Raw genomic sequence first — 12,743 nt, forward strand, 5'->3', positions numbered from 1 at the left:
AGTGACTAAGAAAATTGAATCTTTATTTTGGTAATATACTATAGTTCGGGGAAAGGTGGAGCTAACAAATGTGGAACATAAAAGAAGAAGATTTAGATGAATTTAGAATTACATGTAGAAATCGTTTAAGCCCAGAACGCTCCATGGTGTTTATACTTGGCGCAACTGTTTATAGTTCATTATTCATGCTTTTTATTTTTGGAGCATTAGTTAAATTTGGCTGGGGTTACTATCCAAATCTCTTTGACAAAATAATTGTTTGTATTGAATTAGTTTTATATACCTTGCAAGTAATCTTTTTAATTCTATATCTATTTCCAAAAGTTCGTTTTAAATGTCAAAGGTTGCAAGCGCTTGTGATATTATTATGTACATTTCAGCTGGGAACTATAGGATTCACATTGTTTATACTTCCAGCAATTTCAAATTATTCGATTGATCAAATTACATTATTGTATGTGGGTTTATTGTTTCTAGTAGCAGTTTTTGTTCATCTGGTGACAACAATTGATACCTTTAAACAAGCAGAGAGTGGAGCATTTAGTATGGATGAAAGGGCAGCTTCATTTTTTAGTAAAACAAAAAACAACGTAATGATTGGTGTTACGGTATATGCACTAATCCTTCTTATTTTAATTTATTTTCATAATGATTATGAAATAGAGATATTAGCAGGGTATATAGCAGGAACTCTTGTAATGTACGCGGTAGCCGTAGGCGCAGCAGAGTTCCAATTATTAGCCTATTGTAGATTTAAATTTCCGTCATTTTATATTTCATGGGAGGAACACGAAAGGGAACGTCAGAAAAGACTAAAGCTTTATGAAGAAAAGGAAAAAAAGCAAGCCAAAGAAATAAAATAAGTTTTGCTTTCTGAAAATTCGAACGGAATATATAAACAATTAAGGATTGTATAAAAATCGATGCTATTAAAAATTAAAGTATCTTCAACATAATCTGTATGAGTTAATAAATACCGGTAAGTAAAGGTGAACTATATTACTATCAAAATGGGAATGTAATGAACCTAAAAATGCCTAGAGAAATCAACGGGGTGTCAGTATGAAGTTAAAGAAGAAAGCTAGGATGATGATAGTTCTGTTAATAGTATCAAGTTTATTAAGTGGATGTGGTTTTGGGGAGACGAAGATAGAATATGAGCCATTTGTCAAAGCTTTGGATGAAGGTGACATGAAAAAGGTTATGTCCGCTAGTGATGATGGATATGCGTATGTGAAACAAAGAGGTATATATAGTACATATGAGCAAAAGGAAGATGGAGAGCATAGAAAAACAATCTATCAAACTTCGGAAGGGATATATAATACGAAAGATAAAAGTTTATATGGAAATACAACACAAGAGGTTACTTCAGCAGTAGACAGCAAAGATAATAAAGAAGAAGTTGTTTATCGTACCAATATTATGTATAAAAATGGACAGGTACAAAGTCCGGAATCGAATCTGGATGTTTCATATGTGAACTTAATTGTAGATCGTTTAAAAGGGATAGGGAAACTAAAGATGAAGCCCGGGGATGATATAAAAAAGTTTGATCAGCCTAGTACTGTTGGATACAAACTAAATGAATCAGAGTTTCAGAGTATTGTTAATGATAAGTTGAAAATACAATATGATGAATATGATGGTGGATCAATCGCATTGCATATAGATTCTAAAGATAGTTCAGAGCAGATATTGGAGGTAAGTATTGTAATAAATTATAAGAAGCGAAATGATGAAGGTAAGTTAGTAGAATATATATCACAAATACACACATCTTTTGATAGTCACCAAGGTAATAACCAAGATGTGAAACAGGAATATATTGATTTTAAAGCAAAGTATAATGAGACGCAGTAATATTTAGAAGGGCATTTGTACGGAAAGATAATAGCGACATAAGTGTGATAAATGTTTCATAAATATTTCTATTTGTAGTGGAAAGAAATTGAGTATAAATATGTAGCCCCAGTTGCTGGAGTAGATGCAACTGGGGCGTTTATCTGTCTAAATTTAGCTTGAATACATGACATGTTTTAGTTAGGGGCACGGCTTTACAAGTAGTTTCTCCATCTTCATAATAACGGTGTGAGTTATTTTGTAATTTGCTTGTATTACTAAGTTACGACTATTTCCTCTTATAGAGTACTTCTTATTATCGATACATCGTCCACATCCCAATGTCTTTAAATCCTAGTCGTTTATAAATTCGTCCAGCAGCTGGATTGTTATAAAATAAACAAAGTGTTCGGCTTTCTTTCGTAAAGTCTTGAATCATTTTTTGTAGTATGAGTGAAGCAAATCCATTTCCACGATAATTCGGGTGTGTACATACACCAACTACCATAGCGGATAATGAATTTTCAGCGGAAGTAGAGGCGGATGCGATGCCTGATGAGGTTTTATCTATGAGTGACCACTCTTTTAGTTATTCGTTTAGGAAAATTATAGAGGTTACAGACTTGTGAGTCAATAACTATCAGAGGTAAATTATTCGGTGGACACTTGTGAGGTAGGCAAGAAAGCTTAACTAATGGATTTATCTAGCTCGTTCGTGTATGAACTGGTAACTAGAGAGCTGGATTATGTAGTCAACCTTCTTTTGTTGCGACCTCCACAGTATTAGCTTTTGAGTTAACGTTCTCAAGAGAGATATTGTAAATGATTATTAACTAATAGATTCACTGAGACAGCATACTAACAAGGTGTACTATTCAGACAAAACTTGTGAGTTAGTATTCGACAAAATTAGGAGACTAATATAGGTGCCGTCTCAGGTGGTATTGATAGGGAGAAATTGGGAATAAATAGAATAACTATTTATGAAAACTAAGAGGAGGAATATAAAATGTTTAAGTGGTTTGAGAAGTGGGTTAAAGGGCCCGATAATCTAGATCAGGCTGCTATTGAGTTTTATATCGGTGACGATAGAGTCGTTCTCATAGGTGCTGATGCAATGAACTTTGTAGCTAACTTTAATAAGAAATACCAAACTCTATATGTTGAAAATAAATTAACTGGAACGAATATACGATTTAGGGTGTCTCATGTGGGTACCTACAAGAGAACAACTTATAGAGTAGCAACTGGGAGGTAGGAAACTAACGGATACTATGGAGGTAGTGATGAGCAAGTGGTTTGCTGGAACAGTGGCTTTGTTATTTGTAGCTATAGGGAGTTGGTTCTTCCTGTGGAGCGATGTACCTAAAAAGAAGTAAGCGGGGTGCAATCTCTAACCAATTAAAGTAACTGTCAGGTGATACTAAATAGGTAAACCTCCCCCTCGATGCGGTGCCTGTTGGGATATCCAATTTAGGAACTATAAGGTCATATGACCTTGAAAGTAATCGCCCTTGAGTCAGTCTACAAGTACCCCTCCAGAGTATACCTCCTCGCAACTACCCACAGAGTACGACTACAGAGGTGAACCTACAAAGAAGTGCATAACAAACAGAGACAGAAACCCTATATCCATGCTAGTTAGCGCCACCTCGCAGTGAATACGAATGAGTAGATATACACTAGGTGAATACCTGTGGAGACCGCCACCTCATACAGTAATTTATTCAAAGGGATAGTGAAAGTACGATCAGTGTAGATGTACCAAGGAGGCAGATACCCTAGAGCATACCTACGGAGCTGAACCTCTAGTTTACATAAGAAATCTTATAGGTAGTAACTATCTGGGTTACAACTATATAAAAGCGAGGTAGCTGAACTCTACAGAGTGAACTCATGAGCCTGCCTCTGTGTGTACTTGTGGAGAGTGGATACAAAACAGACTACTTTATATAGGTGCGCCTCTGTATGAGCCTCCTAGACGCCTTAAACGGTACGTTGTGCAGTGTGTACTGTTGAGGTGGATATGCGTATACCTATGAGTACACCTGTGTGTTAGGCCTAGTGAGGCAGGCATAGAGTGTGTACTGTTTAGTCTGCGTCCTCATATAGACCTTTGATTAATGAATGAAAGTACGAGGGCTAATGGAGGTAGCTAACTAGGCTGAGCTCTTAGTCTTACTGAAAGTATAGTAACGGTAGTCGAACTCTTAGGGTAGATCCACCTCACCAGTACAACTTACAGTGGTACTCATACAGACATACTTGTTAAACGCTCCAGATTGCCCTGTATGAGACGGAAGCTATATGAGTGGAGCTATTACCTCACTAGTATACACCATCAGGTAGACTCCTGTGAGCTGGGTACATATAGTGATAGACTGTTGGCCCTGCCTCCTCAGTGTAGCTACAGAGGGCGAACCTCAATAGATGCTAACTCCTATTGATCTTGAATTAATCAATGAAAGTAAGGCACTTATCCTATGCAGTCCACTGTCACGAAAGTACGCCACCATGAAAGTACACCGCCTCACTGGACACACCCTCCGAAAGTACGCGCTCTGAAAGTAAGGCACCTCCGAAAGTGAAAGCACTATGAGACAGCAGGAGAGGAGAGCCACCTCACCCATAGGTACAGTATAACACTGCCTCCTTAGTGTACAGCTACAGTGCTGCTACCTCGTTAGTATATGCCTACAGTGTATGTTACTGTATGGCCTTGCCTACTAGGCTACACACGAGACAGTATACGTTGCTATGTAGTGTTGTGGCTAAGAGGGTGCCTTATGATTTGTGTGTTACTAGTGCCTTGCCTCCTCAGTTGTGATCCTGCTAGGTGTGTCTAAGGGTGTACGCCTCCACAGTGTGGACTAAGGAGCAGTACCATGAGCCAGCTCAGTAGACACGTTCTCACCAGCCACCACCTACCAAGGGTACCCCACCTTTTAGGAGGTGTAGGGGTGTACGTACGTACGCACCTAAACTTATGTAGGAGAAATCATATAGGAAAATCGGCTCCTGAGACAGCGCCTCCCCAGACCTGTCATCCACAAGTACGCCTACAGAGTTTCCGCCTCCCTAGAAAATTAAAATTTAGAGTCGGGACATCGAGGCTACCTCCCCAGTATTACCTAGGTATGACTTATATTCAGAATATACAAATATTATTGTTTATTTCCTAGAGACGGCGTACAATGATAACTAAAAAGGAGGGGATAAAATGAGTATAACTATCGAGGTAATCGACAACAAGATAGAGCGTGACAAATTAGTAGAACGAGTGGAGGTTCTTGATAAGGTGAAACAACTATCTTTGTTACCCGAGTTGGAAATGGCTACATCAAAACAAGTATCTGAATTTTACGGAGTACCAATAAAGAGTGTCAATAATATACTTTTAAGAAATAGAGATGAGTTGTTGGCTGATGGGTATGAGCAAGTAAACGGAAAAGATTTAGCCCTCCTCAAAATGAAGAGCACTAAAAAAGAAAACAAGAGAGGGTACATTTTAATAAATAACGAAATTAAGATACCTTATAATGAGGTTGGCTTGTTCCCCAAGAGAGCAATCCTCCGAGTAGGAATGTTACTACGTGACTCGGAAGTGGCCAAAGAAGTCCGTACTCAGTTGTTAAATATTGAGGAGAGCGCTACACAGTCATACCTAAATGGGTTCGTGCTGTATGGGTTATCGTTTAGTTTGTTGCTGATGAGACCGTTAACTCTATATACAAAAAAGAAGTCTTACTCATTTGTGAGTAAACCCTCCTAGTGTAATCCAAGCAGATATCTATTGTGTTCTCTTTCTTGCTCAGCTAAACTCTTAGTCTTGTACTTTACAGTTGGCACCTGTGAGACCGCCATCTCTACAGACCCAAAGTGTTCTACCGCAGCAGTGTACAATTGAGGGCGGTCTCTCTGTAGGCTTGCACTTGAGATCGGCTTACCTAGGTACTTCATTTCAGCTAACACCTCGAGTACGGTCTCCTTAGTACACATATCCATTTGGCTGCCTCCTAGGTACGCTCGTTCTAGTTGCATTCTAATTCCGCTATTGATAGGTAACATGCTTAGGTTTAATTGTCTCATGGGTATTCCTCCTTGGGTTTTAGATGGTTCCTTTAAGGAACTCACTTAGTTTTGCTAAGTCGGCTAAGGGGTAGCCTGTGAAGATAATAGGTTAGGGGATATTACTTCTTAAAGTTATTAGGAGAGAGAGAAGCCTTTTCGATATTGTCTAGCAGCTCCTCAAAAGTAATCTTCTTAGCTTGTCTACTCACAGCTTTAGGATCTAAACAGATGGCCTCTGTGATAGATTTTACTTCCACAATTAGTCTGGCTCTATTAAGCTCATCCATCAACTTGTTCACGGTAGGTTTTGATATTCCTAGAGCGTCAGTTAGGTGAGATCTCTTCAGTAGTACAAGTTTGCTAGCGTCCATCTCATTTGGGTTCTCTACTACTAGATTTGTCTTCCAATTCATATGAGTTAGTAACAAGGCGAACAATCCTAGGGTGTTAAGGGATAAGCCCTTTGCCTTCTCGTGTAGGTGAGTCTTGAATAGTTTAACTGTTTTGTATTCACCCTCTAGCTTGCCGCAGATGTAAACCGCGTCAGTCATATCTACATAAGTTGTTTTCCCTTCAGTCACTCGTGTGATCACTCCGTTAGCTTCTAACTCTGACAGGACTTTGTTAATCTGGGATCGTGTCTTTCCTAGTTTGTTCACCAGAGATTTAACACTGATGCGATCTCCTCTGTCGTCACACAAGAAACCTTCATGACCGATACTCATACAAGTAGCTAAGTAGAGTAGGAGTCCGTGTTGTTGTAGTGTTAGATTCTCCTTTATAGCATCGTACCTATCGAGGATCATTCTGCTGTAGTGGTGCTTGTCTTGTTGTGCCTTCTTCTCTACATACTCCTTTTGTGCTTCCCTTTGAGCAGGTGATACTGTGTTGTATCCTGCCTCGTATAATACTCGTTTAGCTTCTTTTAGTGTTACCATGATATCATCCTCCAGTAAATTATTGTTGACGATTAAGAAATATAAGTGTTATAATTTAGAGTTATTGTATGTTTGGCTTATGCTTATATTTTATTATGTTTCAAAATAAGACACAAGATATATGTATAAATTCTTTCTTAATTTAACTTTCATGAGACCGCAACCTCCCAGAGTGAACTCCAAAAGTGTAAAAAAATGCGTCGATTCTCCCAAAAGTGTAAAAAAAATGCGTCGATAAAAAGTGGCTCTATCCCTTGGGGTTCTAAGGCGTAACCCTGTTTTGGCATGTGAAACCCTTCTTCTATCTTATAGAAAACATTCCTACCTCGTCCCACCTCAAAGGGTAACACCCTAGAGACCGCCACCTCATCTAGCCATCTCTCCCAAGTTAACTAGTGAGATGATACAAAGTAGTAACATGACGGTATCGTTCCCTAAGTTGTCAAATAATTTATCTCAAGTGTATAAATATAGGAGTGAAATACTTAGAGAATGCCGTCTCATAGATGCTTCTTTACTACTATGTCTTAAAAGAGTTAACTAGATAGGTAAACTAATTAGAATAACCTCTTAAGAAAAGATAAAAGAACTTAAGAGAATACCTATATAGGAATACATTAGAGAAAGAATAAAAGAACTCTAAAGATTAAACCTATATAGAATTAACTAATTAGTTCCCATCTCCATATGTATTTAGTTATTTGAAGATTTAAAAACAAAGGACTATATGAGATAGCCTAGTTAGTAATACCATAGAGTATTTCTAATTAAATCTTTCTCTGTAGTCCTTTAATTATTTAAGAACTATAGGAGCTGGGAACTAATTAGTTATTCTCTAGAGTAAGGTCTATAAAGATTTACCTTCTCGTTACCGAGATAGACAAGTCTTTATAGTATTACCTCTAGAGTATCTACCTCTAGTAGTCCTTTTAAATATTTAAATCTTTACTAACAGGTATTCTAATTAGTTTTCTCTGTATAGCTTTACCTCTCTAGGTACTTCTCTGTAGGTTAGCCTTTAGAGTATATGTGCATAGAGCTAGCTGAACTAGTCCGACTCCTAGGTAAACCTAGTAGTACCAAGGGTTGTGGCTGTTTTGGTGTAGCTAAAATAGCACCAGAGTGACAGAAAAGGTATAACTTTAGGAGTGGTTCTTGAGGAGGATACAGGGGAGATATTGCTATATAGGGATAATTTAGGAGGTGGTGCTAATGAGGTAGACGATGATGAAAAGGGGGGCGCTTTAACCGATACCCTTGGAAGAATTCATTAATAATAACTTCTCAAGTTTTTCTGAAGAGCTGGTGGCAAGATTGTTTACCACAGGTCAAATTAATCGTTGTTCACTTTGAAGCCGACAACAATCTTAACGGTAAAGAGTTAGTAGGACGGTTAAAGAATCCTACTAAAATAGATCAGCGAAAAGGGTACTTCTTATTGGATGGAAACAAAAACCGGAAAAGAATCATCAAATCTCTATGGTGACAAATTGTCACTAAAGAAGATTAAAATTCTAGGGAAGATGAAAAGGTTGTTATCAAAGTACCCACTAAAAAATCTTTAGGGGGTCTACAAGCAAGCCTCTACACATTAGGTGGAACCCGAGAAGCTTGGTTCCTAACAGAGGACGGAATCTACATGTGCCAATTAAGCACCTCAGGGCAAACAAGAAACTCATGAATTCTCGACACTAAACAATAATTATGGTCGTGAGAGGAATCAAGGGGGAATTGTTAATGAGTAACCTATCAGTAGTACACCAACAGGAAGTTCTAGGAAGAAGCTTTAAAGTTTATGGAACTGTAGAGGAGCCGCTGTTCCTAGCGAAGGGTGTTGCTGAGTGGATTGATCATAGTAATGTAAGCAAGATGGTTTCAAATATTGACGACGAAGAAGTTGTTGACGGAAAACTAAGCACACTAACAAATGGTTATAGTGCCAAATTCCTAACAGAAGACGGAATCTACGAAGTATTAATGCTTTCTCGCAAGCCAATTGCAAAACAGTGGAAAAAGGAAGTAAAGAAAATTCTAAAGAATATCCGTCTCAATGGTGGACACGTACAGATTGACCGTGAGGAGGACGAGAAAGTCGAACTAAACAATAATTACTTTGATGAAGATGAAAAGCTGATGTGCCAATTAAGCACCTCAGGTCAAAATGGAAATGATCGCTAGTATTGATGAAGTCGAGTTACCTGAGGAGGGTAGCTCTTTTGTTCGTTCTTTGCAGGTATATCTTGTGTCTTATTTTGAAACGTAATTCAATAGGAGGAATTAACCTTTTGAGATGAGTTATGGGTCATGGGGATACTACTATATATATGAAGCAATTAAGACACACTCACACATTCCTTACTATATTAGTAGACGGATAAGGATTGTCCCGAAGGAGCTACTAATATAGTAAGGGAAAACAAGGGTATTTGCTTGGTGGTTATCTCTTCCCCTCTTAGAGGTAGCTAGCGAGGAAGTATACTTACACCTCCTATGTAGGACTTCCGTAGAATGATACGGGGAAACATCCATTTAGGTCATTTTCATCTCTCCAGATGATTGATATCCCAGCTTGGTTTAACTACTGAGCTGGCTCCTTTTTGGGTGAACTGCCAATATGCTTATACATTAAACTTTGACAATATAAGTTAAAACTAATGAGGAGGAAACCATATGACAATCATGTTCTACATTGATTTAGATGAACTATGTAAGCAGCGAAACAAGACACTTACATTGTTAGCTGAAGAGTCAGGAGTCACAAGAGCAACGCTATCTCGGGTAAAGGCTACAGGGTCAGGAACGTTAGAGACGATCAGCAAAATAGCTACAGCGCTAAAGATTGATGAGCCAGCTAAGTTAATCAAAGTTATGAAAGGTTAAGTACCAAGGAGTCAGCTGCACAACTAAACCAATGGAGATGGTGATAATGAGAAAGACATTTGAGATGAAGATACTTAAGAGACAAAGTGAGCTAGAGTTAAAACTAATGAGGATGGAAGCTGAACATAACATCCAAGTGAGACAGGCTAGGATGGACAAACACTTTGAATCAATGAAACAACTAATGGAGGTGAGGAGCTAATGAAGAAAACTTACTTGCATTACACTGTGAGGTGGCGCTTCAAGAATACTGATAACATCCTCATAGGTCATCACATTGCGGCTTGTGGAGAAGGCAAACAAGATGAGCATATCCGGCTCATAAAGGATACTTACAGGCAAGTATATGACTCAGGTATTACTTACCTAATTAGTATCGATTGTAAAGAAATAAGTGAGGGAGAGTACACTCTACTCAAACAAAAACATATGGAGGTGATCTAATGGACAAGCAATGGAGTGGCTACCTAGACTGGCGTACTCAGAGAAGCTATACGGGGTTAAGTACAGATGAACAATACAATGAATACTTAGTTGAGACAGGAGGGCCTACAGAGAATGAAAAACTATCTAGAATCGAAGCCAAGGAGCTTGAGGAACTGTTTGAGGACGTGGCTGTAAAGGAGAGCATACAAGTGACGTTTGACGCTATTAAGATGATCGCTACTGTGGGTGCTGAGTGTACTTATACTGACATGGCTAACCTAACGGGGTACAACTTGAGAACGGTAAAACGCCACGTAGAGGAATTAGTCTCAAAGGGTTACCTCCATATCAAGCGAGGAGTACACGCTAACTCGTACTACATCGGCAATGACATGAGAGCGACTAACAAGCCTAAGAAGAGTATTCGCTTTGTAGAAGCATTCGAGTGGAAGAATGGCATTGAAGATATCTCTGGAGGGGTTATTATCAAGGATGCTGTCTCTGAGACGCACATCACTACTTACAATATCGAGAGCTTGATGGATCGTACCGGAGAGTTCGTCCGTGAGGTAGGTAGTCCATTCCACTGACGGCATACTACAGGAGGAGCCGGTTAGCCACGATTAAACAAAAGGGAGAGATGGAGAGAATGGCAAATGAACTAAGTGTAAACCAGCAAGAAGTAAACTATATTGATAGCTTAGAAGTTGCTGAGATGACAGAAAAAAGACACGCTGATTTACTGAGAACAATAGATGGATACTTGGAAGTATTTTTAACCAACGGAAAAGTTCGTTCGTTAGATTACTTCGTAACAGCTAAGTACCTCGACCTTAAAGGTGAACCGAGAAGGAAGTATCTTCTTACACGTAAGGGTTGTGAATTAGTGGCTAACAAGATGACAGGTGAGAAGGGTATTCTCTTCACGGTAGCCTACATTGATCGCTTTCACGAAATGGAAAAGGCTGTACAGCAACCAGCTCTACCGAACACTTACAAAGAAGCGTTACTACAGTTAGTCGAACAGGTGGAAGCTACAGAGAAGTTACAAGCTCAGTTGGATGAGCAGGCACCAGCTATCGAGTATCACAACAAAGTACTGTCTATTGAGGGCTTCATGACTATAGACGAGACAGCTAAAGAACTCGGTCTCAGAAGTGCTCAGCAGCTAAATCAGATGTTAAAAGACAAAGGAGTTATCAAACGATCAGGCAGAGGTTCATGGTTGCATCGAGCAGGATATGAATACTTGAAGGATGGCTACATTAATTACAAGCCTATTGAGAAGAAGAAACTACAGATGCTTGTTAGCCAGAAAGGTGTCAAAGAGTTCGCTAGATTACTAGACCTGATTTAATCCCCTAACCTTATTGCTTCACAGGCTACCCCTTAGCCGACTCAATACAAACTAAACCCAAACCAAAAGGAGAAGATGACAAATGATGAACACTTTTAAAAACTTATTAGCAGGTAACACAAAGGTAAAGACAGAGGAGCAAGCAAACAAAGAGGTTGAAAAGTTACAAGTTCAAGAGAATGACCTACAAGGAAAACTCCAAGAAGCACAAGCAGGACACTCCAGAGTATCAGCCGCACTAGACATTATTTCAGCTAGCCTAATCATTGATGAGACAGACAAGGTAGCTTTAGCTAACAAGAAGAAAGGTGAGGCTAAGCTAGAAGCGTTAACTAAGGAGATCGAATCTACGCAGTCTAAACTTGCAGAGGTTAGCTCGAAGAAGCAAGAAGCGGTTAAGGAATTGTATCGTTCTCGCGGAGAGAAAGCTCGTAAGTACAATGTAGAGCAACGACGCAACATGGTAGTAGCTGGTCGATTCAACAATGTATTCCAATTAGAGGATGCTCTACGATTGGTTACTGTCTATGATGCAAAAGGATATGACTTAGGGGTTGAGTATGGAGTAGGCGCTACAGACAGCTTAGATCCTCGTAGTGAAGATTGGAATTTCATTGCAGACATGAATAAAGAGGATGCAGCTGAGGCAGATAAACAAGCTGAAGCTATTTCTCGAGAGCTAGAAGAAGCTATCTTATTAGTCTTCAAGAAACATAACATTGAGTTAAACGAACAGACGTTGATTAACTTATCTCGCATCTAAGTGAGGTGGGTTTCTATATAAGTAGCACTTAGAGTTGGATGCTGAGTTAGTAGCCGCGGAAGCCGTTAACACAGGTGGAGGTTGCTAACTCGGTAGATCGGCTCCACTAGAAAGCTACACAACAGATGAACAGTCACTACTCAGAAGGTGGCTTTCTCATACAGATTAAACAGACGAGGAGGAAACGAACATGAACCCAAATCAACGAGTAGCACAAATGAAACTAGAGAGACGATTCAAAGAGTTTAACGAAAAGATTGACCGAATGAACAAACAACTTGAGGAAGACAAGCGAACATTTGCTGAACAGAAGAAAGCTAATGAACAGGCTCAGTTCGAGAAGGAATACGATGAGTACCTAATCAGCATCGGCAAGAAAGAAAAGTCTATCGAGATGAGCAAGAAAGACCGAGCTTATTACGATAAGTATATGGCTAGCCTAGGTCTAGGCCAGGGGAAGAAATAA

11 protein-coding genes and 1 pseudogene are annotated in these 12,743 nt (G+C 39.1%); 10 read left to right on the top strand and 2 right to left on the bottom strand.

All coding sequences use genetic code 11. The features are described 5' to 3' along the window. Positions 1 to 68 precede the first annotated feature (68 nt). Positions 69 to 863, top strand: a complete 795-nt coding sequence (locus C4S65_RS08895) for a hypothetical protein (protein WP_016109862.1) — start codon at positions 69 to 71, stop codon at positions 861 to 863. Between the two features lie 199 nt (positions 864 to 1,062). After that, positions 1,063 to 1,863 (top strand): DUF3952 domain-containing protein, encoded by an 801-nt coding sequence (locus C4S65_RS08900; protein ID WP_042890671.1) that lies wholly within the window; start codon positions 1,063 to 1,065, stop codon positions 1,861 to 1,863. Positions 1,864 to 2,158: 295 nt separating this feature from the next. On the opposite strand, the pseudogene C4S65_RS08905 reads toward C4S65_RS08900, so the two are convergent. Next, positions 2,159 to 2,392 (bottom strand): annotated as a pseudogene (locus C4S65_RS08905) (GNAT family N-acetyltransferase); the annotation flags it as partial. 459 nt (positions 2,393 to 2,851) lie between these two features. Here C4S65_RS08905 and C4S65_RS08910 point away from each other — a divergent pair. Together C4S65_RS08910 and C4S65_RS08915 are read left to right on the top strand one after the other, a co-directional pair. After that, positions 2,852 to 3,100, top strand: a complete 249-nt coding sequence (locus C4S65_RS08910; protein WP_097890434.1) for a polyprotein — start codon at positions 2,852 to 2,854, stop codon at positions 3,098 to 3,100. 1,962 nt (positions 3,101 to 5,062) lie between these two features. Continuing rightward, the gene (locus C4S65_RS08915) at positions 5,063 to 5,614 is read left to right on the top strand and encodes a hypothetical protein (RefSeq protein WP_098975589.1); all 552 of its coding nucleotides are present in this window, start codon (positions 5,063 to 5,065) and stop codon (positions 5,612 to 5,614) included. A 418-nt stretch (positions 5,615 to 6,032) separates the two neighbouring features. Here C4S65_RS08915 and C4S65_RS08925 read toward each other — a convergent pair whose 3' ends face one another. Beyond that, entirely contained in the window at positions 6,033 to 6,851 is an 819-nt protein-coding gene (locus tag C4S65_RS08925; protein ID WP_061663701.1) for a MarR family transcriptional regulator, read from the bottom strand. A gap of 1,737 nt (positions 6,852 to 8,588) precedes the next feature. On the opposite strand from C4S65_RS08925, the gene C4S65_RS08935 reads away from it, so the two are divergent. From C4S65_RS08935 to C4S65_RS08965, 6 genes are all read left to right on the top strand, one after another. Then, the gene (locus C4S65_RS08935; RefSeq protein ID WP_103945205.1) at positions 8,589 to 9,029 is read left to right on the top strand and encodes a BRO family protein; all 441 of its coding nucleotides are present in this window, start codon (positions 8,589 to 8,591) and stop codon (positions 9,027 to 9,029) included. Positions 9,030 to 9,521: 492 nt separating this feature from the next. Next, positions 9,522 to 9,731 (top strand): helix-turn-helix transcriptional regulator, encoded by a 210-nt coding sequence (locus tag C4S65_RS08940; protein WP_098975584.1) that lies wholly within the window; start codon positions 9,522 to 9,524, stop codon positions 9,729 to 9,731. A gap of 443 nt (positions 9,732 to 10,174) precedes the next feature. Next, on the top strand, positions 10,175 to 10,747 hold the full coding sequence (locus C4S65_RS08950; RefSeq protein ID WP_098975582.1) for a winged helix-turn-helix domain-containing protein: 573 nt from the start codon (positions 10,175 to 10,177) through the stop codon (positions 10,745 to 10,747). 59 nt (positions 10,748 to 10,806) lie between these two features. Beyond that, positions 10,807 to 11,514, top strand: a complete 708-nt coding sequence (locus C4S65_RS08955) for a Rha family transcriptional regulator (protein WP_098975593.1) — start codon at positions 10,807 to 10,809, stop codon at positions 11,512 to 11,514. Positions 11,515 to 11,596: 82 nt separating this feature from the next. Beyond that, positions 11,597 to 12,277, top strand: coding sequence for a hypothetical protein (locus tag C4S65_RS08960; protein WP_098975581.1), 681 nt, complete (start codon positions 11,597 to 11,599; stop codon positions 12,275 to 12,277). Between the two features lie 190 nt (positions 12,278 to 12,467). Then, positions 12,468 to 12,743: a hypothetical protein gene (locus C4S65_RS08965; RefSeq protein ID WP_098975580.1), complete on the top strand. Its 276-nt coding sequence runs from the start codon at positions 12,468 to 12,470 to the stop codon at positions 12,741 to 12,743.

Source organism: Bacillus sp. ok061, from assembly GCF_900108285.1.
In the GTDB taxonomy this organism is placed as follows: domain Bacteria; phylum Bacillota; class Bacilli; order Bacillales; family Bacillaceae_G; genus Bacillus_A; species Bacillus_A thuringiensis_S.